Below are 21,042 nucleotides of genomic sequence, written 5' to 3'. Positions count from 1 at the left end.
TGCCCCGCTTTATCGTATTCACTGAGGGTCCAATCCCATCAAGGCATCCGCGAATTCCTGCGGATCAAATGGCTGTAAATCATCAATCTGTTCGCCCACGCCAATGGCATGGATCGGCAGGCCGAATTTATCGGCCAGCGCCACCAGAACACCGCCCTTGGCCGTGCCATCCAGCTTGGTCATCACAAGGCCGGATACATCCGAAATCTCTTGGAACACCTTGACCTGGTTTAGAGCGTTCTGGCCCGTCGTCGCGTCCAGCACCAACAGCGTGTTATGCGGGGCTGAGGGGTCTTTCTTGCGGATCACGCGCACTATCTTGGCCAGTTCTTCCATCAGATCGCCACGGTTTTGCAGCCGTCCTGCCGTGTCGATCAGCAACAAATCAGCGCCATCGCGTTCGGCCTGCCCCATCGCATCAAAGGCAAGGCTGGCCGGGTCCGACCCTTGCGCGGCGGTCAACACAGGCACGCCTGCGCGTTCGCCCCAGACCTGCAATTGTTCCACAGCAGCGGCGCGGAATGTATCGCCTGCCGCAATCACAACGTTCTTGCCTGCCGCCTTGAACTGGCTTGCCAGTTTGCCAATCGTCGTCGTCTTGCCAGACCCGTTCACACCCACAACCAACACCACCTGCGGTGTCTTGGCGTATAGCGGCAAGGGCTTGGCAATCGGGTCCATGATCCGTGCGACCTCGGCCGCCAACAGACGTTTGATTTCCTCGACCGACAAACGTTTGCCAAAGCGCCCTTCGGCCATGTTTGCCGTGACGCGCAGCGCGGTATCAACACCCATATCCGTCGAGATCAGCAGCTCTTCGAGTTGCTCCAGCATCTCGTCGTCCAACACCCGGCGCACCACAGGCGCGGCGGTGCTGCGCCCCATCAAGCGGCCCATCAAACCGGGCTTTGGGGCCTCGGGCTTGGCTGGTTCTGGCGTCGTGTCCAATTCCGACACTGCGGGCTGGATGGTTTCACGCATCGGGGCGGGCTCAGGCGCAGCTGGCACTTCGGCCGGTACATCAGCGGGCAGCGGCGCGGGCTCATCATCGACGGCTTCGGGTAATTCCTCGACCGCGATATCGGGCGTATCCATTACCTGATCTACGGGCAGTTCCTCGACCGTCTCGGGCGTGTCGACAGCGCCACCTTCCTCAACGATCGCCTCAAGACCTTCGTCGATTTTTGACGATGATTTGAACAGTTTGCTTTTCAGTTTCTTGAAAAAGGCCAAGCGTCGTCTCCGCAAAAAGTGTCAGGCGTTTGCTATGATCTATAGTCTCGTATGGCCAGAGGGAAGAGCACCCGCCCGAATTGGCCAATTCTACGTCACACCCCACCAAAGGGACACGTCCCGCGAGGGGGGATTTACGCGCTTAAAGAGGAAAATCGGGGCTTGCTATTTACGTGGTTTGAGCGGGAAAACATGTGCCGAAATAATCGCGGCCACCAGTTCATCTCCGCCAAAAGGTTTTTGCAACAAGGTGACCTCGGGATCCAATCGCCCGTTGTGAATGATCGAATTTTCGCTGAAGCCAGACATGAATATCACGGCCGCCTCCGGGAAAAGCGGGGTCAGGCGGTTCACCACCTCGTTGCCATTCATGCCGCGCGGCAAAATGACATCGCTCAGGATCACATCAACCTGAGAAATCGTTTCTGCCATTTTTAACGCTTTCGGCCCGTCCTCGGCATCACGCACAACGCAGCCCATGGAAACGAGCATGGTTTTGAACATGGCGCGCAAGTCCGTGTTGTCTTCGATCAACAACACCACCATCCCGGTGAAATCAGGGCGCTGCTTGCCGCGATTCCGGTTGACAGGCGGCACGTCTTCTTCGGTCGAACGCGGCAGATACAGCTTGACCGAGGTGCCGATCCCCAGCTCCGAATACACCTCGAGATGGCCATCCGATTGTTTCGCAAATCCAAAGGCCATAGGCAGCCCCAGACCGGTGCCCTTGCCGACGCCTTTGGTGGTAAAAAACGGCTCGATCGCATGTTGGATGGTCTCTTGGGACATGCCATAGCCGGTGTCGTTCACTGAAATGCGAACATATTCTCCGGGCGACACATCGACATGGCTGGCCGCATATTCCTCGCTTAATCTGCAATTGGAGATTTCAATCGTCAGCAATCCCCCGTCCGGCATCGCATCGCGGCTGTTGACCACCAAATTCAACAGTGTCGTCTTGAGCTTTTCCGGGTCAGCAAAGGTGCGCCACAGATCGTCATCTGCGACGATTTCCAGATCAATGGCTTCGCCCACCGACGTATCAAACAACGCACTGGAGTCCCGCATCAATTCAGCCGCATCAAAATGCGTTGGCGACAGCGGTTGCTTACGCGCAAAAGAAAGCAATTGCTGGGTCAAGGTCGCGCCACTGCCCACCGCTGACAGCGCCACCTCTAGAAATGCGCGTTCTTGCGGGCTTTCGAGTGACAAAAGCGTCAGTTCGATATTGCCTGAGATAATGGCCAGCAAGTTATTGAAATCATGCGCGACCCCGCCGGTAAGCATGCCAATCGCATCCAGCTTTTGCGCCTGCAACAACTGCTCTTCGACAATCTTTTGCTCGGTCACGTCCAAGATAATAATCTCAAGCGCGGAATGGCCCATCACCTTATCAATAAAGGGACGTATAATATGCCGGAAATACCTTATTTCATCGTTGTTCAACGTAAATTTAAGCACCCCTTCGGACATTTGCCCTTTGTGAAGACGCGCCCGAATGGAGTTCAGCCTATCGGGGTTTTCATCACGTAGAAATCTGCCCAAAAATTCACCCCGGACATCAACATCAAGAACCTCTTGGACCGACATATTAAAGGAGCTGGCAAAGGCTGGATCACAGTCCACAAACCGGTCTAGCGTGGAATCAAGCGTCGCATAGCCAAGCCGCGCAAAACGCGCCACATGGGTTAACTTGCTCATCGAAGCGTTAAGCACCGCCTGCGACGATAGAATTTGATCACGCATCCCGTGGATCGCATCCACAAGCCCCGTCAGTTCATCCCGCGGCCGCGGCGCGGGCCCGTCGTCCAGGTCGATATTAAGCGATCCCAGATCCCCAGAATGCTCTTTGAGCGTGTCGGAAATAGTTAACACCGGCTGCAAAAGCGTTCTGTCCAGCAATCGTAACGCCAGAAAAGCCGTGAAAAATACAAAGACGGCCGACGTCACAATGGTGGCGATGATCCGGACCAATATGAATTCCCAAATCCCGGATTTAGACGCCTCAAGGCGCAATGTACCGATTTCAACATCGCTTGATTGTCCGCCACCATACAGCGGCAGCTCAAGGGAATATCCTGTCACATAGTCGCCCGGCGTCCCCGCCGTCAGATCAATAAACTTGCCATCTGAAACTCTGGCACCTGTGACAGCCCCAATTTCCACATAGCTGTCCAGCAATTGCTGCGCGTCCTCAAGATCATACTGCCAGATGTGGTCTTGCATTGTCGCCAAGGTGGCATTGGCAAGGTTATCAACCCTTTCTTTCAACCGTGCCTCAGCGATGCTAAAATAAATCATCGATGGGATAAGACAGGCCGCGACAAGCAAGCCCAGCATCGGACCAGATATTGCTCTCCAGATTTCGCGGCGAATTCCAGTTGAAAAGCTGCGCAATCTCATTTTGCGCCCCATTTCATCATTGCCGGTGCCATAATATCTTCCAGCGTTCCGTCCGCTTTCATCGATCGGATCGCCGCAGCCAAATCGTCGGCCAGATCAGCATGTTCGGGACTGAGATGGATAAACAGTTCCGTAACAAAGGTATGATCCGAAAACTTGAGGCCGCTGACCTCCTGTCGCTGTGCCTGATATCTTGCCTGCAGAAAAAACATATAGGCCACATCAACGCGGTCTCGTACCAACATTTCCAATAGGTGGCTTGAACTTTCAGCCGCATAAAGGTCGGGCACGTCTTTCAACATATCCTTGACTTGCTTCCAGCCTTTTACATAGCCAACGCGGTATGGCTTCAGATATTCCTTATCCATCATTGTGATGTCTTCGCGTAAATATACGCCGCCAGATTTCCCCGCATGGATCACCTCGGGCACACGAACCAGCGCCGCCAGTGCAGTCCCTTGCAGATCTGGCGTGGCAAAATATCCGTCAAATTCTCCGGTAAGGCTTCCATATAATCCGCGTCCGGGTGACGTGGCCTGATAGGTCAGTTCAATATCGGCACGGGCGAACGCTTCTTGTACGATCCGGTCAAGATACCCGTCTTTTGCAACCGTGGTCAGCGGTGGGTATGGTGCGGCGGCAAGACCTAGCTGTCGGTCTGATGCCTGCGCGGGCGATGCCCCGAACCCGACCATACAACACAGCGCAAAAACGACGACGCGCATCCAGAATGCCCCCGCAGCAACGGGCCCTGCCCCTATGTCAGCGCGCAGGTTTAAAAAGGCCAAGCGCAAGGGGGTCACCATTATTACGCCATCTCCGCAAAGTAACTGTCGCCGAGGATGCGTCTTCAAGGCGAGTTTCCGCGTCAAACTGCCTCAAAGACGAGCAAAAAGCAACTTTCTGCTACTTAGAATTGTCACTCAACAATGAAGATACGGCTTATGTGCAACTGTCCAATCGATGGCACGCCGCAGGTGCGCCATCGCCATTCGCACAGCCCCCCGCAAATTGGCATCCCTGCGCTAACTGCCGCAGGGATGCTGGCGTATTGTGGGATCGCTACACCTCGTCGGGGAAATGCTTCATCACCAGCCGGATCGGGTTTGGCGCGGCCTGCCCCAACCCGCAGATCGACGCATCGACCATCGCTTGCGACAGTTCCTCAAGCAGCGGTTGATCCCAGCGATCCTCTTGCATCAGCTTGACCGCTTTTTCACAGCCAACGCGGCAGGGCGTACACTGGCCACAGCTTTCATCCTCAAAGAACCGCAACATATTCAGCGCCGCAGCTTTGGCGCTGTCATGTTCGGACAGCACAACAACCGCCGCCGAACCGATAAACGACCCGTGTTCTTGCAAGACATCAAAATCCATCGCGATATCGGCCATCGATGCGGGCAACAGACCCGATGACGGCCCGCCCGGTTGATACGCCTTGAACACGTGGCCAACGTCCATGCCGCCAGCAACCCGGATGATATCCGTGATGGTTGATCCGGCGGGCATGACATACATGCCCGGCTTGGCCACGCGCCCCGAAACCGAGAAACTGCGCAGCCCCTTGCGGCCATTCTTGACCGTACTGTTCATCACCTGCGGCCCCTCGCGGCAGACCCGCGTGACCCAGTGCAGTGTTTCCACGTTATGAACCAACGTCGGGCAGCCAAAGATGCCAACCTGCGCCACATAAGGCGGGCGATGGCGGGGCAAACCGCGCTTGCCTTCGATGCTTTCGATCATCGCGGATTCTTCGCCGCAGATATAGGCCCCGGCCCCGCGCCGCAGATCGATATAGCCCGGTTCAACCAGCCCTGCGTCTTCCAGTGCCGCAATTTCGATCCGCAAAAGCGCCAGCACCTGCGGATATTCATCCCGCATGTACAAAAATACTTTCTCAGCCTCGACCGCCCATGCGGCGATCAACAGCCCCTCAAGGAACTGATGTGGCACGCGTTCCAGATACCAGCGGTCCTTGAACGTGCCCGGCTCGCCCTCGTCGCCGTTCACGGCCATATAACGCGGGCCCGGATTTGCCCGCACAAAGCCCCATTTCTTGCCAGACGGGAAACCCGCCCCGCCCAGACCGCGCACCCCGGCCTCAAGCAGCTGATCCTGTACAGCTTCCCAATCTCCGGTGCTGCGCAGTGTCTTGAGGGTTTCATATCCGCCAGCCTGCGCATAATCGGAAAACACTTCGTAATCAGGCAGATGCACGTGGGTGTCACCCGCATCAATCACGGCTTCGACTTTTTCCAAGGTCGCGTTATCGACAAAGTTATGGCCGATCTCAAGGGCGGGCGCAGTATCGCAGCGCCCCATGCAAGGCGCACGCACGACACGCACCTCGGCCGCATCCAAGCCATTCTCAAGCGCCGACTTCAACGCTTGCGCGCCCGCCATTTCGCAGGCCAGTGAATCGCAAATACGGATGGTCAACGCAGGCGGCGGCGTCGCGCCTTCTTTCACCACATCGAAATGCGCGTAAAAGGTCGCGACCTCGTACACCTCGGCCATGCTCATGCGCATTTCTTCGGCCAGCGCACGCAGGTGGGCGGCAGACAGATGGCCGTATTCGTCTTGGATCAGGTGCAGATGTTCGATCAGCAAATCGGCGCGACGGGGTTTGTCGCCCAGCAATGCCCGCACTTCGTCCCATGCTGTATCGTCCAGCTGGCGGCCTTTGGTGTGGGTACGCCCCTTGCCTTTGCCGGATTTCCACACGCCTTTTTCGGGGCCTTTGCCTCCGGATTTTTTGTGTTCATCCAATGCCATATCGGCCCCCTCACATTGATGTTCCGGCCACGCTAGCAAACTTGCACCGCCCCTCATAATCAAAAAGCGACCCTTCCCTCGTACTTTGCGCGGTGGTTGTAATAGGTTGCACCCTTTTGTGCGCCGCATTTCGCCTATAAGAAACTTGTAACCCCCGAAGGGAGCCATGCCGATGATCTGGTACGCCATTGCCAGCCTCACCCCCGCCTTGCTTTTGGCGCTGGCCTGCCTTTTTGGCGGGGTCTGGCCGCTGACGGCTTTGCTGTCGATCACGCTGCTGGTGTTTACCCTGGACCGCATCACACGGCGCATTCCTGCACGTGATAAAACCGGGCGCGGCCTAAGCCTGACCTTGGCCGCCGCGCATTTTGTGCTGTTGCCCTTGGGCGTGTGGGCGCTGGCGGGCGATGATTTAGGTACCACGGATAAGGTGCTGATTTTCCTGGGCTTGGGGATGTTCTTTGGACAGGTATCAAACTCCAACGCGCATGAGCTGATCCACACAAGCAACCGCTGGACCCGGCGTATCGGCACGGCGATCTATTGCTCGCTGCTATACGGGCATCACGTCTCTGCGCATCTGCGGGTGCATCACATTCACGTCGCCACCGATGCCGACCCGAACTCGGCCCGTTTGGGCGAAGGGTTCTATGCCTTTGCCCTGCGCGCCCTGCGGGGTGAATTCATGACCGGCCTGCATGCCGAAACCAAGCATCGCGCGCGCGGCGCACCCCTTCCGATCTGGTCGCATCCCTATGTTGCGTATGTTGCAGGTGGCGCGCTAACGCTGGGCGTTGCCGCGATTATTGGTGGATGGGGCGGTGTGTTTCACCTGCTGGCCATCGCGCTCTATGCGCAGATGCAACTGCTGCTGTCCGACTATGTGCAGCATTACGGTCTGCGCCGAAAACCGCGCGCTGATGGCCGCATCGAACCCGTTGGCCCGCAACACAGCTGGAACGCGCCACAATGGTATTCATCGGCGATGATGCTGAACGCGCCGCGCCATTCAGACCACCACATGCGCCCCGCCCGCGCCTTTCCCGCGCTTGAGGTCGCCCCCGACACGATGCCCATTCTACCGCGATCCCTGCCGGTGATGGCCGCGCTGGCGCTGGTGCCCCCGATCTGGCGGCGCGTCATGGATCACCGCGTCGCCCGCTGGCAACAAACCGCGTAAACGCAGCGCAACACTGCTGGATCAGCCCCGTCGTTTCTGCCAAGCTTGTCCTATGAAACATGCCCTGACGTTCATTGCCTTGCTCATCACCACCCCGCTGGCGGCACAAACCGCTATGACGGCCCAGGAATTTGATGATTACACCCGTGGTAAAACATTGTTTTATAACAGCGAGGGTCAGGCCTATGGCGCGGAACGCTATCTTAGCAACCGCCGCGTTGAATGGTCGTTTCTGGATGGCGAATGCAAGCCTGGATCATGGTACGAGGACAATGGCCAGATTTGTTTTACCTACGACGATAACCCAGATCCGCAATGCTGGACCTTTGAGAAATCCAGCCAAGGCTTGATCGCACGGTTTGAAAATGACCCCGCCACGACCGAGCTATACGAGGCGGAAGACATCGACGAAAAGCTGCTGTGCCTCGGGCCAAAGATCGGCGTTTAAGACCAGCGTTTAAAACAGGTTACCTTGCTCGGGCGGCTTTTTCGCCGCCTTACGCGGCCCCGCCTTGCCGCCGATCTGCATGCGGCCATCAGCGAATTCGATCTCAAGCGATGTGGCGTCTTGGGCGGCCTTTTTAGTGGTGACCAAACCGCCATCGCCGCGCACCACGGCATAGCCGCGCGCAAGCGTCGATTTATAACTTAGCATTTCATGCAAGCGATCAAGCCCCGCAATCTGCTTGCGCCAGCCTTGGGTTTGACGTTGACCCGCATCTGAAAGACGCAGCGCAAGCGCTCGAAACGCATCGGTTTTGCGTTTGTGATCTTGCACCAGCGCCTCGGGCCGGAACCGCGATGACAGTGCTGCCAAGCGTCGCTGTTCGGATTGCAGGGCGCGGGTCAGCGTACCGGGGCGCAGCACGCCTGATATATCCGCCAGCCGCACCTTGCGTTTCTGCACGCCCGAGGTCAGCGCCGGCCCCAGCCGCCCGCCCAGAACGTCCAGCTTTTGCCGTGGCCCATCCAGCAGACTGTCGGCCCGCGGCAAGGCCCGCGCCATATCGCGCAAACGCTGATCGCGCCGCGCCAACCCTTGGCTTAGCGCCCGTGTCATCCGCGCCTCTTGCCCGTCCAGCCACGCAACCAGCTCGTGACGCACAGGCACTGCCAATTCGGCCGCAGCGGTGGGCGTCGGCGCGCGTTTGTCCGACACATAGTCGATCAAGGTCGTGTCCGTCTCGTGCCCCACGGCCGAGATCAGCGGAATGTCGGATGCGGCAGCGGCCCGCGCCACGATTTCCTCGTTAAAGCCCCAGAGGTCTTCGACCGACCCGCCGCCCCGTGCCACGATCAGCAGATCAGGCCGGGGAACTGCCCCGCCGGGCGTCAGTTTGTTAAATCCTTCGATGGCACGGGCAACTTCGGGTGCGCATTTCGCCCCCTGCACGGCCACCGGCCAAATCAGCACCTTGCGCGGGAACCGGTCCCGCAAGCGGTGCAAAATATCGCGGATGACAGCGCCAGATGGCGAGGTGACGACCCCGATCACATCCGGCAAATACGGCAGTGCGCGTTTGCGTTCGGGCGCGAACAATCCCTCGGCCTGCAACGCCGCCTTGCGTTTTTCCAGCAACGCCATCAGCGCGCCCATGCCCGCCGGTTTGATGTCTTCGATGACGATCTGGTATTTCGACTGCCCGCCAAAGGTGGTGATGCGACCCGTTGCAATCACCTCCATCCCCTCTTCGGGTTGGGTTTCCAGACGGGCGGACACGCCTTTCCAGATCACGCCGGAAATCACCGAACTGTCATCCTTGAGGTCCAGATAGATATGCCCCGACCGCGGACGGCTGACGCGGCCCACTTCGCCGCGAATCCGCACATGGGCAAATTCCCCCTCGATCACCCGCTTGATCGCGCCAGACAGCTCGGTCACGGTGAATTCGGGGCTGTTTTCGCCCTCGCGAGGGTCGTCGATCAGGTCCATGCGGGCGTCCTTCAGGTCTGCGCTCGTGTCCGGCTTGTGTATTTCACGGCCCCAGCTTAGAACGCGCAGCAACCAAGGCCAAGGGAGCGCATTCATGAATATCCTCATTTTGGGCAGCGGCGGGCGTGAACACAGCCTTGCCTGGGCCGTTTTACAAAACCCCAAATGCGACAAGCTGATCGTAGCGCCGGGCAATGCAGGCATCGCGGCCATTGCGGAATGCGCGTCCTTCGACATCAACAATGGCGCGGCTGTGGTCGGGTTTGCGGATGAAAACAGCATTGATTTCGTCATCATCGGGCCAGAGGCACCGCTGGCCGCTGGGGTCGCTGATGATCTGCGCAATGCGGGTTTTCTGGTGTTTGGTCCGTCCAAAGCCGCCGCAGCACTTGAGGCATCAAAGGCCTTCACCAAAGAAATCTGCGATGCAGCGAATGCACCCACAGCGGCCTATGGCCACTTTACCGATGCCGCATCTGCCCGCGCATATCTGGCCGACCACCCTGCCCCCATCGTGATCAAGGCAGACGGTCTGGCCGCTGGCAAAGGCGTAATCATCGCCGAAACCGATGCCGAAGCGCTGGCTGCCGTTGATACCATGTTCGACGGCACCTTTGGCGATGCCGGTGCCGAGGTCGTGATCGAAGAATTCATGGATGGCGAAGAAGCGTCGTTCTTTGTGCTATGTGACGGCGACACTGTCCTGCCCATCGGCACCGCCCAAGATCACAAGCGCGTGGGCGATGGCGACACCGGCCCCAACACCGGTGGCATGGGGGCCTATTCCCCCGCGCCGGTTCTGACCGACGCAATCGCCGAACGTGCCCTAGCCGAGATCATCCGCCCCACGATGGCCGAGATGTCAAAACGCGGTATGCCCTATCAGGGTGTGTTGTACGCAGGCCTGATGATCAAGGACGGCGCACCCCGGCTGGTGGAATATAACGCGCGCTTTGGCGACCCTGAATGCCAGGTGCTGATGATGCGACTGGGCGCGCAGGTGTTGGATTTGCTTCACGCTGCCGCTGAAATCCGCCTGTCCGAGATGAAAGTGAACTGGGCCGAAGATCACGCGGTCACGGTCGTGATGGCCGCGTTGGGTTATCCCGGCGACTATGACAAGGGCAGCGTGATCGGCGGGCTGGATGCATTGCCCGAAGACAGCCGCAACATGGTTTTTCATGCGGGCACCGCAGAAAAAGACGGGCAGATCGTTGCCGTGGGTGGACGCGTGTTGAATGTGACGGCGCGGGGCGACAGTCTGGCGGAGGCGCAGGCCCGGGCCTATGCCATGGTTGACGCGGTCGATTGGCCGGGTGGCTTTTACCGGCGTGATATTGGCTGGCGTGCGCTGACGTAATCAGGTGTCGGACCGGGGGCTAGCCCCCGGACCCCCAGGATTTTAGACCATTTGGAAGACAAGTCTGCGTCTAGCGCGGATGGATCCTACAGCTTTTGGCTTGTGCGATATTTTGTGCGGTAAACGGTTCTTTGAACGGCGCGACCTTGAGCGTTCCGTTTACAAGACTGACCGCCACCATTGTCGTATCGCCCGAGCTGCGCCACGGCATTTGCGCCAAGATCATCTGGGGGGCATTATCGCAGGTGCGGATACCCCCGGCGATGTCCGTGTCGCCAATGCGGTGATTGGTCAGGTTGGTGGTCGTGGCTACCGGAGACAGTTTCGCGCCATCAAATGCCAAGATCACCAGTTTCCCGGCAAGATGCGGCGTCACCACCATCGCGATTTCCAGCCGGCCGTCGCCGGTGAAATCAGCGGCCCCGACGGGGGCAAGCCAGCGGTTTTTGCGCCCGATGTGATCGGTCATGGCCAGACGGCCATTTGGGCCATAGACAGTCAGTCGCGCACCTGCCGTTAAGCTGCTTTCGACCACTATGATTTCAGGTGATCCGTCGCCATCAAGGTCGGCTAGCCTTGGGGCTGTGTCCTCGAACACCAGTGTTTCTGGCAGGATGAAACGCCGTTTGATGCCATCATCTAACGTGATTTCAAGCGTGCCCCATTCGATGGCGTCGCCTAGGATGCCATGATCGTAGCGCGTCGTGGGATCGGCGTAGTTTGCAGCAGTGATCGTTTGTGCCGCAGCCCATCCAGGTGCCAGCACCGTCAGCGCCACGCACAACAATTGCTGCGCGTGGCGCGTGAAACGTTTGGGCAGGTGCGCCAGCTGACGCCGCGCCCCCGCCACCATCAGATTTGCTTTTCTGGCATTTGGACGCGCAAACCATCTAGCGCGTCTGTCACTTTAATCTGGCAGGTCAGACGCGAGCGTTCTGGATCTGGCTCATAGGCGAAATCCAGCATGTCTTCTTCCATGTCGTCCTTGGCCGGTACTTTGTCGACCCATGCAGGGTCCACATAGACGTGACAGGTCGAGCAGGCACAGGCCCCGCCGCAATCTGCTTCGATACCGGGAATGTTGTTGTCGCGCGCACCTTCCATGACGGTCATGCCATTGGCCACATCCACCACATGCTCTGTGCCGTTGTGTTCTACGTAGGTGATTTTGGCCATCTTGACCCCCTGTGCAATAAATATCGCTCCATGTGTAGCCAGCCCTGCCCCCTTTCGCCAGCCCCTTTTGCGCGGCTTTTGTTGCGCATATTCGCCACGCAGACCGCGTTTGGGCATTGCGCTAGGCAGCGCCCGAAAAACGGGCTAGATTGCCGCAAAGCTCAAGACCAACAAAGGCGTGGCAGACAGGTGATTTCACGATCGTACGTGTTAATAGGATGCTTGATCGCACTGTGCAGTGTGGCGGTTTCTGGCTGCGATACCTCGCCCGCCGACATCGAGACACCAGAGCCGGGCGTGATCGAGGCAACCACCCAAGGCCCCGCGGGCGCGCATCCCGGGTCGTGCTGGGGGCGCACCGTGTCCCCCGCTGTGATTGAAACCGTGACCGAGCAGGTGCAGGTCCAGCCTGCGCAGATCAGTTCAACCGGAGAGGTTCAGGCCTTTCCCATCTATCGCACCGAAACCCGGCAGCAGATCGTCAAGCCCCGCATAGACAACTGGTTCGAGACCCCATGCGCTGTGCAAATGACCCCGCAATTCGTTGAGACCTTGCAGCGCGCGCTTGAGGCGCGTGGCATATATACCGGACCGATTTCGGGCAGCTACGATGCGCCCACCCGCGCAGCCATGCGCAACTACCAGATCAGTGCAGGCGGGCCAGACAGCCCTATTTTGGCTTTGACGACCGCCCGCCAATTGGGCTTGATCGCGGTAGATCGCGCCACACTGGAGTGATTGTTTTTTAGGTCGTGCCGTTCAGGCAGGTTAGCCGTGAAAGGCCGCGACGGTCTTCAATGTCGAAAAACCGTACAGTGCCTCGACCCCCTTTTCACGGCCATGGCCAGACAACCCCACACCGCCAAAGGGCAGTTCAACCCCGCCGCCAGCACCGTAGTTGTTCAGAAACACCTGTCCCGCACGCAACTGTTTGGCCAGCCGCATCTGGCGCGCACCGTTTTGCGACCAAACCGCAGCGACAAGGCCGAATTCAGTGCCGTTGGCGATGCGCAGGGCCTCTTCCTCGGTATCGAAGGGGATTATCACCTGAACGGGGCCGAATATTTCCTGCTGGGCCAGCACATGATCGGGTGCAACGCCCGCAAACAACGTGGGCGCGACATAGGCACCGCTTTCGGGGGCATCGGGCACGATCTGCCCACGGCCAACAACCTCGAGCGCGTCCCCTTGGGCCAGAAACCCACCCACGATGGATTTTTGGCGGGCAGAGATCAGCGGCCCGACGTCCAGATCGGCCAAGGCTGGCCCGACGCGCAGCGCGTTATACCGTTCACCCATCTGCGCCACGACGCGGTCATAGACACCACGTTGCACCAAAATCCGCGAAGCCGCTGAACAGGTCTGGCCGGCATTCTGGATGCCCGCGTTGACCAAAAACGGCAGCGCCGCATCAATGTCGGCATCGTCAAACACCAGTTGCGGCGACTTGCCCCCCAGTTCCAGCGTGACAGGCACCACGTTGCGGGCGGTGGTTTCCTGGATCAATTTGCCCACACCCACCGATCCGGTAAATGACACATGATGCACCCCCGGGTGGCGGGTAAGCGCGGCACCCGCCTCAGCCCCTAATCCCGGTACCACGTTCAGCGCACCGGCTGGCAATCCTGCCGCATGGGCGATCTGCGCAAAGGCAATCGCCGTCAGGCAGGCCTCCTCGGCGGGTTTCAGGACGGTGGCATTGCCCATCGCCAACGCGGCCCCGACCGAGCGCCCGATGATCTGCATCGGATAGTTCCAAGGGATGATATGCCCCGTCACCCCATGTGGTTCGCGCAAGGTATAGACGGTGTAGCCGTCCAGATAAGGGATCGTCTCGCCATGCAATTTATCGCAAGCGCCTGCGTAAAATTCCATATAGCGGGCCAGCGCCAAAACATCGGCCCGCGCCTGTTTCAGCGGCTTGCCCACATCCAACGCCTCAAGCTGGGTCAGCTCTTCGACGTGATCCAGAACGCCCTGCCCGATCCTGGCCAGAACCCGGCCCCGTTCGGCAGCCGTTGCGCGGCCCCAATCCCCGGCCAGCGCGGCCCCCGCTGCCTGAACGGCACGGTCGATATCGGCGTCAGATCCGCGCGCAATGTCGCACAGATGCGATGCATCCGACGGGTTAAGCAACGACACACGCCCGGCCTCTAGCGATGGCACCCATGCGCCCCCGATAAAACAAAGGGTCGGGTCCAGACCTAGGGGTGTGATGGGCATTGTGACTTCTCCGTATTCAGACATTCACGCGCACATCAGCACAGATCGGCAGGCTTCGCGAGGGGGGAATATGGCGCGCGGGCAAAATCACTCACGATGGCGTGAACCTTTTGCCCGGTTCGCGCGTTTGCTCGGTAATCCTCTATGCATTGGAAAACCTTGTGGAACACCTGCCCTCGATCCGGCGCTCTTTGCAAATGCTGGTCCTGATCTCGCTATTTGTGACGGCCTATTTTGCCAAAGACCTTATACTGCCGATTTTGCTGGGTTTTTTGCTGGCCCTGACCCTTAGCCCTGTATCCCGTGGGCTGTACCGCATTGGCGTGCCCCATGTGGTTTCGGCATTTGTGCTGGTGCTGGCAACTGCGTTGGTGATCATGTCGATCGTGGTTCTATCCGCCGGCACAGTCGCCTTGTGGAGCGACGAAATTCCGCAAATGGGCACCGAAATCAAACAAAAACTCAGCGGTGTGAGCGAAGCGGTCGAAAACATGCGGTCTGCCAGCGAAGAGGTGGAAAAGATCAGCAATGGCGGTGTTGAGGACCCCAAAGAGGTTGTTGTCCGCCAGCCCGGCCTGTTGGACACTGCCATGGATACCGTCAGTACCACGGGCGCATCGCTGGCGGTAATCTTGATCCTTGCGCTGTTCCTGCTGTCGTCGGGAGAGCTGTTTTACCTCAAGCTGGTTCAATCCATGCCCACGATGACGGGCAAAAAACGTGCCCTGCAAACGGTGTATGACGTGGAAAAACGGGTGTCGCGGTATCTGCTGACCATCGCGTCGATCAACGCTGGTCTTGGCATATGCGTGGGGCTGTATCTGACCGCTTTGGGCCTGCCTTCTGCTTATATCTGGGGGATTGCCGCGTTCATGTTGAACTTTTTGCCGTATATTGGCGGCTTTGGCGGTGTGTTACTGGTCGCAGGGTTTTCGATTGTCACCTTTGACAGCCTTGGCTACGCGCTGCTCGCCCCTTTGGGGTACCTCGTCTTGACCATGGTCGAGGGTCAGCTTGTCACCCCATGGCTGGTTGGCAGACGGCTTGAGATGAACACGGTCGCCGTATTTCTGACGGTCGTGTTCTGGGGCTGGCTATGGGGGATTGCAGGTGCCTTGGTTGCGGTGCCGTTTTTGGTGGTTTTCAAAGTCGTCTGCGAAAACTTTGAGCCCCTGCATACCATCGGGAATTTCCTGTCCGCAGAACAGGTCAAACCCGAGGATAGCAGGGAACAACAACGCGCCGGTTTAGCCAGCGAGTGACGGCAACCAAAGCACGATTGACGGGAACGCCACGAGCAAGGCAATCGTCACAGCGTCCGCAACAAAGAACGGCATGACGCCTTTGAACACGTCCTGAACGCTTAGATCAGGGCGTACGCCCGCCACCACAAAGCAGTTCAACCCGATGGGCGGGGTGATCAGACAGAACTCGGCCATTTTGACGACCAGAATGCCGAACCAGATCGCGCACATCGGGCCTGACATGCCAAACGCACTGTCCGCGGCCGATACGAATTCGCCCCCGTTCAACGCCATGACCGCAGGGTAAACCACCGGCAAGGTCAGCAGCAGCATGCCGATGGCATCCATGAACATCCCCAAAACGGCATAGGCCAACAAGATACAGACCAAGATCAGTATCGGTGACGCCTCAAGCGCGGAAATCCAATCGGAAAAAGCACCGGGAAGATCCGCAAACCCAAGGAAGCGCACATAGATCAGAACGCCCCAGATGATCGTGAAGATCATCACTGTCAGCTTGGCGGTTTCCAGCAGTGCGTCCTTGAGTTCGGACCAGCGCATGCCACGATAAAGCGCCATCAGGAACACGATGAACGCGCCCACTGCACCACCTTCGGTCGGGGTGCCCCACGCGTCGCCAAACGGGTTGTAGACGAAGAAGATAATGATGATGACCACGGCAAAGATCGGCAAGGCCGCAGGCAGGGATTCAAACCGTTGCCGCCATGTAAAGCCGCCTACGGGGGGGCCAACGTTCTTCCAGATGGTCGCAATACCAACGATCAGGATCGCATAGATAACAGCGGAAAACGCACCCGGAATAAAGCCCGCCAGCAACAGCTTGCCAACGTCCTGTTCAACGATAATCGCGTAGATCACCAAAATAGCCGAGGGCGGGATCAGTGACGCCAATGTACCGCCAGCCGCAACCACACCCGCTGCAAATTTCTTGTTATAGCCGATGGCCAACATCTCGGGGATTGCGATCCGTGCAAACACCGCAGCCGTCGCCACCGATGCCCCGGACACGGCGGCAAAACCGGCGGTCGCAAACACGGTTGAGACAGCCAAGCCGCCCGGCAACCATGCGATCCAGCGTTTAGCGGCCTCGAACAGGGCGCGGGTCAGACCCGCATAATAGGCCAGAAACCCGATCAGAATGAATGTCGGGATCAGGCTTAGGGTTTGGCTGGACACTTTGGAATGGGGCACCTGCCCCGCGGTTTTGATCGCGACGGTCAACGCCCAGTCTAATTCAGACCATTGCATGCCCTTTTTGGCCCAGAATATCCAAACGAGGCCGATCAGACCTGCCAATGCGGCGGCAAAGGCCACGCGCATGCCAAGAACGACCATCAACAGCATACCGCCCGAGACCCATAGGCCGATTTCAATAGAATCCATGATCAGTCCCGCCCATCCAAATGTTCAGCCTCGGCCATCGCCTGTTCGGCGGCCGATTGTACCAGCGGTACAGCAACGGGGTGTTCCAGCCCCAAAATAAACGCACGCCCGTAGCCCCAGATTTGCAGCAGCAATCGCAACGCAAGGACGCCGAACGCCAGCGGGACAATCAGCTTGGCAGGCCAGATCGGCAACCCGATATCAATCGAACTGTCCCGGCTCCAAAACGGTGCCGCGAAATCAAAGCTGCGCTGAAAATGCGCCCATGATCCCCAGATCAACGCCAGCATCAGGATAAAGATCAGCAGGACGGAAAACATTTCAGCGGCCCAAAGCGCGCGGCCCTTAAGCTGGCCAATCAGAATATCCATCCGCACATGGCCGCCGTTCCGCTGAGTGTACGAAATCCCCATGATCGCGATCAGCGGCATGACAAATTCGATCCAATCCACATAACCGGCCAATGGGGTTGCAAAAAACTTGCGCCCCCCCACAGACCAAACGGCCAGCACCATCAGCATGAAAACCGCGATGCCCGACGCAAGGGCAAAGGCAGTTTCAAGTCGCAAAAGACCTTTGTCGAGACGGCTTAGCAAGCTGCCATCTTCGAGCACGGCAGAGGATCCGGCCATGACGCTTTCCTTTCAAAAAGGGGAATAAAACGTAAAAAGGGGCCGCGCCCACGCGCAGCCCCCATGACACACCTTAGTTAGAGGCGCGTTCTTTTTCCAATGTGGTCATCACAAGATCATACAGTTCCTGACCCGGGATACCTTGGGCTTCCATATCCTTGATCCACTCTTCGCGGGCAGGATCGGCAGCCTTGGCTTTGAACTCGGCGATGACTTCGGGTGCGTACATCACCTTTTCAACGCCTTTTTCCTCAAGAACGGAATCCCAACGCGCCAGCAGCTCACCATAGTTGGCAAGATAGTGATCCAGCGCCTCGTCTACCGAGCTGTCGAGCGCGGTTTTTTCGGCATCAGACAGCGCATCATAGGCGTCGATGTTCACAACAACCGGGCAGTTCACGGTGCCTGGGTTCAGGTTCGCAGTCCACCAGTCAGCCTTGTTGATCGTGCCAAAGCTAAGGTGCGCGTGCGGGGCAAATGCGACCGTGTCGACAACACCCGATTCCATCGCATTATATGCCTCGGAGGACGTCACGGATGTTGGCACAGCACCAACGGCTTCGAACGCTTTGCCCAAACCGCCTGTTGCGCGGACCCGCATGCCGTCAAACTCGGCCAGCGTGTCGCGCGGCTCGCCTGTGCCCACAAGGTTATATTGCGGCATTGGCGATGTCATCAGCATGCGTGCGTTCCACTGCGCCATCTCTTTGGTCACGGCAGGGTGCGCATAAACAGCGCGGGATACCGCGACTTCTTCTTTCAGGTTGGTTACACCCAAAAATGGCAGCTCAAGCACGGTGATCGCGCGGTTTTTGTCGGCGTGGTAGCCGGCACAGAATTGGGCCATCTCGAAGGCACCGATGGAAATACCATCCAGGTTGTCGCGGTTTTTGGACAGGCCGCCATAGCTGACGTTGATGGTGAATTCGCCGCCGGTTTTCTCGGATACCAGCTCTGCGATTTTCTCAACATGCTCGGTAAAGGCACGGCGCTTGCCCCAAACGGAAGCGTTCCATTCGGTTGCGGCAGCTTGCGATGCAAATGCAAACGTCAGGGCGCAGACAGCTGCGCCGTTCAAAAGGTTATTCATGTGGTTTCTCCCTTGATGCGGACCTATGGGTTCCGCTTGTCGAAACATTAACTCCCCATGGCAAGTCTGCCAACCCCAGAACACCCTGTATCCCTTGTGGGTTTACACGGTTTACACAAATCCGATTTTCGCCGCTACTTGCGCGTGTAAAATGGCGGAGCATTGTTAACATGTAATCAGCGGCAAAATCGGAAGATTTTCGCACGCGACTGACAATAATTTACAAAACACCACCCCTATAGGGAAAAAACTTTACAGACAAACCCCGCCATTACAGATACTTATTCCCTTCTTTTCAGTTGCCGCTATGATCCGACACGGGAGGACCGGCCAACCAACAGGTTGATACGGTCATTTGAAGGTTAAGATCCTTGAGGGAGGAAACAATGTCCAACGCAGCCAAAACCTATCCGCCATCCACCGAAATGGCTGAGGGTGCCCATGTAAACGCGGCAAAATACGACGCGATGTACAAAGCCTCGATCGAGGATGCAGACGGGTTCTGGCGCGAGCAGGCACAGCGCGTTGACTGGATGACGCCCTTTACCACCGTCAAGGATGTGGATTTCACCTTTGGTCAGGTGAAAATCAACTGGTTCGCCGATGGAGAGCTGAACGTCAGTGCCAACTGCATTGACCGCCATCTTGAAACCCGCGGCGATCAAACCGCGATCATTTGGGAACCCGACAGCCCCGAAGAAGACGCGCAACACATCACCTATAAAGAATTGCACGCACAGACCTGCAAAATGGCCAATATCCTGCGCGATTTGGGCGTGGGTAAAGGCGACCGGGTTGTCATCTATCTGCCGATGATCCCCGAAGCGGCCTATGCCATGCTGGCCTGCGCACGGATCGGTGCCATTCATTCGATCGTGTTTGCAGGATTTTCGCCTGATGCTTTGGCATCGCGTGTGAACGGGTCCGAAGCCAAAGTCGTCATTACCGCCGATTACGCCCCACGCGGGGGCAAGGCCACGCCGCTGAAAACCAATGCTGATCAGGCGCTGCTGCATTGCAAGGACAGCGTCAAATGTCTGGTTGTGAAGCGCACAGGTGGTCAGACCACATGGACCGAAGGGCGCGATTTCGACTATAAAGCGCTCGCCAAAGACGCCGCCGACACCTGCGCCCCCGAGGCCATGAATGCCGAAGATCCGCTGTTCATCCTTTACACCTCAGGCTCGACCGGCCAGCCCAAAGGCGTGGTGCATTCCACAGGTGGCTATCTGGTTTATGCGGCACTGACCCACGAGGTCACATTCGATTACCACGATGGCGATGTCTATTGGTGCACCGCCGATGTGGGCTGGGTCACGGGCCACAGCTATATCGTCTATGGCCCGCTGGCCAACGGCGCGACCACACTGATGTTTGAGGGCGTGCCGACCTATCCAGACGCCAGCCGGTTCTGGCAAATCTGCGAAAAGCACAAGGTTAACCAGTTCTACACCGCCCCCACCGCGATCCGTGCCTTGATGGGCAAAGGCGCCGAATTTGTCGAAGGCTGCGACCTTAGCAGCCTGAAACTGCTGGGCACCGTGGGCGAGCCGATCAACCCCGAAGCGTGGAACTGGTACAATGATGTCGTGGGCAAAGGTAAATGCCCCATCGTTGACACCTGGTGGCAAACCGAAACCGGTGGCCACCTGATGACCCCCCTGCCCGGTGCCCATGCCACCAAACCCGGTGCCGCGATGAAGCCGTTCTTTGGCATCAAACCGGTCGTGCTGGAACCGACCACCGGCGAGATTGTCGAGGGTAACGGCGTCGAAGGTGTCCTGTGTATCGCGGACAGCTGGCCGGGCCAGATGCGCACCGTTTGGGGCGATCACGAGCGGTTCGAACAGACCTATTTCAGCGACTACAAGGGCTATTACTTTACCGGTGATGGCTGCCGCCGCGATGAAGATGGCGATTACTGGATCACTGGCCGCGTCGATGACGTGATCAACGTTTCCGGTCACCGCATGGGCACAGCCGAAGTCGAAAGCGCGCTGGTCGCCCACCCAAAAGTAGCCGAGGCGGCAGTGGTTGGGTACCCGCATGATATCAAAGGCCAAGGTATCTATTGCTATGTGTCATTGATGGCGGACGAAGAGCCTACGGAAGAGCTGCGCACCGAATTGCGCAACTGGGTACGCACCGAAATCGGCCCCATCGCGTCGCCAGACCTTATCCAGTGGGCACCCGGCTTGCCGAAAACACGGTCCGGCAAAATCATGCGCCGCATCCTGCGCAAGATCGCCGAAAACGACTTTGGCGCGCTTGGCGATATTTCGACGTTGGCAGAACCAGAGGTTGTCGATGAACTGATCGAAAACCGGATGAACCGCTAACGTCTGTTTCCGAACTGAGTTCAAAACATCCATCAAACGCAGGGGGCATC

The 21,042-nt window shown here is 58.1% G+C and carries 17 protein-coding genes; 6 read left to right on the top strand and 11 right to left on the bottom strand.

The window, feature by feature from the left end; genetic code table 11:
- Positions 1-18 precede the first annotated feature (18 nt).
- The 4 genes from ftsY to KZZ06_RS00310 form a co-directional block, all read right to left on the bottom strand.
- Positions 19-1,233, bottom strand: a complete 1,215-nt coding sequence (gene ftsY / locus KZZ06_RS00325; RefSeq protein WP_219578044.1) for a signal recognition particle-docking protein FtsY — start codon at positions 1,231-1,233, stop codon at positions 19-21.
- 165 nt (positions 1,234-1,398) lie between these two features.
- Entirely contained in the window at positions 1,399-3,636 is a 2,238-nt protein-coding gene (locus tag KZZ06_RS00320; protein ID WP_219578043.1) for an ATP-binding protein, read from the bottom strand.
- Positions 3,633-4,442 carry an ABC transporter substrate-binding protein gene (locus KZZ06_RS00315; RefSeq protein ID WP_219578042.1) on the bottom strand — a complete coding sequence of 270 codons (810 nt, stop codon included), beginning with the start codon at positions 4,440-4,442 and terminating at the stop codon, positions 3,633-3,635. Before KZZ06_RS00315 ends, KZZ06_RS00320 begins: the two co-directional genes overlap by 4 nt.
- A 256-nt stretch (positions 4,443-4,698) precedes the next feature.
- On the bottom strand, positions 4,699-6,411 hold the full coding sequence (locus KZZ06_RS00310; protein ID WP_219578041.1) for an NAD(P)H-dependent oxidoreductase subunit E: 1,713 nt from the start codon (positions 6,409-6,411) through the stop codon (positions 4,699-4,701).
- Positions 6,412-6,583: 172 nt separating this feature from the next.
- Here KZZ06_RS00310 and KZZ06_RS00305 point away from each other — a divergent pair, with 172 nt between their 5' ends.
- Both KZZ06_RS00305 and KZZ06_RS00300 read left to right on the top strand, forming a co-directional pair.
- The gene (locus KZZ06_RS00305) at positions 6,584-7,591 is read left to right on the top strand and encodes an alkane 1-monooxygenase (protein WP_219578040.1); all 1,008 of its coding nucleotides are present in this window, start codon (positions 6,584-6,586) and stop codon (positions 7,589-7,591) included.
- A 52-nt stretch (positions 7,592-7,643) separates the two neighbouring features.
- Entirely contained in the window at positions 7,644-8,039 is a 396-nt protein-coding gene (locus KZZ06_RS00300) for a hypothetical protein (protein WP_219578039.1), read from the top strand.
- A gap of 9 nt (positions 8,040-8,048) precedes the next feature.
- On the opposite strand, the gene xseA is transcribed toward KZZ06_RS00300, so the two are convergent.
- Positions 8,049-9,524 carry an exodeoxyribonuclease VII large subunit gene (gene xseA / locus KZZ06_RS00295; protein WP_219578615.1) on the bottom strand — a complete coding sequence of 492 codons (1,476 nt, stop codon included), beginning with the start codon at positions 9,522-9,524 and terminating at the stop codon, positions 8,049-8,051.
- A 94-nt stretch (positions 9,525-9,618) separates the two neighbouring features.
- On the opposite strand from xseA, the gene purD reads away from it, so the two are divergent.
- The gene (gene purD, locus KZZ06_RS00290; RefSeq protein WP_219578038.1) at positions 9,619-10,884 is read left to right on the top strand and encodes a phosphoribosylamine--glycine ligase; all 1,266 of its coding nucleotides are present in this window, start codon (positions 9,619-9,621) and stop codon (positions 10,882-10,884) included.
- 70 nt (positions 10,885-10,954) lie between these two features.
- On the opposite strand, the gene KZZ06_RS00285 is transcribed toward purD, so the two are convergent.
- Both KZZ06_RS00285 and KZZ06_RS00280 read right to left on the bottom strand, forming a co-directional pair.
- Positions 10,955-11,737, bottom strand: a complete 783-nt coding sequence (locus KZZ06_RS00285) for a VCBS repeat-containing protein (protein ID WP_219578037.1) — start codon at positions 11,735-11,737, stop codon at positions 10,955-10,957.
- On the bottom strand, positions 11,737-12,060 hold the full coding sequence (locus KZZ06_RS00280; RefSeq protein WP_219578036.1) for a 2Fe-2S iron-sulfur cluster-binding protein: 324 nt from the start codon (positions 12,058-12,060) through the stop codon (positions 11,737-11,739). Before KZZ06_RS00280 ends, KZZ06_RS00285 begins: the two co-directional genes overlap by 1 nt.
- Before the next feature lie 207 nt (positions 12,061-12,267).
- Between KZZ06_RS00280 and KZZ06_RS00275 the strand changes: the two genes are divergently transcribed.
- Positions 12,268-12,798, top strand: a complete 531-nt coding sequence (locus tag KZZ06_RS00275) for a peptidoglycan-binding protein (RefSeq protein ID WP_308339985.1) — start codon at positions 12,268-12,270, stop codon at positions 12,796-12,798.
- Positions 12,799-12,828: 30 nt separating this feature from the next.
- Here the strand turns inward: KZZ06_RS00275 and KZZ06_RS00270 are convergent, their stop codons facing one another.
- A complete protein-coding gene (locus KZZ06_RS00270; protein WP_219578035.1) occupies positions 12,829-14,283 on the bottom strand; it encodes an aldehyde dehydrogenase family protein in 1,455 nt (484 codons plus the stop codon).
- Positions 14,284-14,444: 161 nt separating this feature from the next.
- On the opposite strand from KZZ06_RS00270, the gene KZZ06_RS00265 reads away from it, so the two are divergent.
- A complete protein-coding gene (locus tag KZZ06_RS00265; protein ID WP_308339984.1) occupies positions 14,445-15,545 on the top strand; it encodes an AI-2E family transporter in 1,101 nt (366 codons plus the stop codon).
- On the opposite strand, the gene KZZ06_RS00260 is transcribed toward KZZ06_RS00265, so the two are convergent.
- The 3 genes from KZZ06_RS00260 to dctP all read right to left on the bottom strand — a co-directional run bounded on the left by KZZ06_RS00260 (position 15,531) and on the right by dctP (position 18,653).
- Positions 15,531-16,931: a TRAP transporter large permease gene (locus KZZ06_RS00260; protein WP_219578034.1), complete on the bottom strand. Its 1,401-nt coding sequence runs from the start codon at positions 16,929-16,931 to the stop codon at positions 15,531-15,533. The two genes, KZZ06_RS00265 and KZZ06_RS00260, sit on opposite strands and share 15 nt — an antisense overlap.
- A 2-nt stretch (positions 16,932-16,933) precedes the next feature.
- Positions 16,934-17,563, bottom strand: a complete 630-nt coding sequence (locus KZZ06_RS00255; protein ID WP_219578033.1) for a TRAP transporter small permease subunit — start codon at positions 17,561-17,563, stop codon at positions 16,934-16,936.
- Positions 17,564-17,636: 73 nt separating this feature from the next.
- Complete coding sequence (gene dctP, locus KZZ06_RS00250; RefSeq protein WP_219578032.1) at positions 17,637-18,653, bottom strand: TRAP transporter substrate-binding protein DctP; 1,017 nt, start codon at positions 18,651-18,653, stop codon at positions 17,637-17,639.
- Positions 18,654-19,039: 386 nt separating this feature from the next.
- On the opposite strand from dctP, the gene acs reads away from it, so the two are divergent.
- On the top strand, positions 19,040-20,992 hold the full coding sequence (gene acs, locus KZZ06_RS00245; RefSeq protein ID WP_219578031.1) for an acetate--CoA ligase: 1,953 nt from the start codon (positions 19,040-19,042) through the stop codon (positions 20,990-20,992).
- Positions 20,993-21,042 lie beyond the last annotated feature (50 nt).

This window comes from Sulfitobacter sp. CW3 (assembly GCF_019392245.1).
Lineage (GTDB): Bacteria > Pseudomonadota > Alphaproteobacteria > Rhodobacterales > Rhodobacteraceae > Sulfitobacter.
This window is presented reverse-complemented; position numbering and strand designations above follow the sequence as displayed.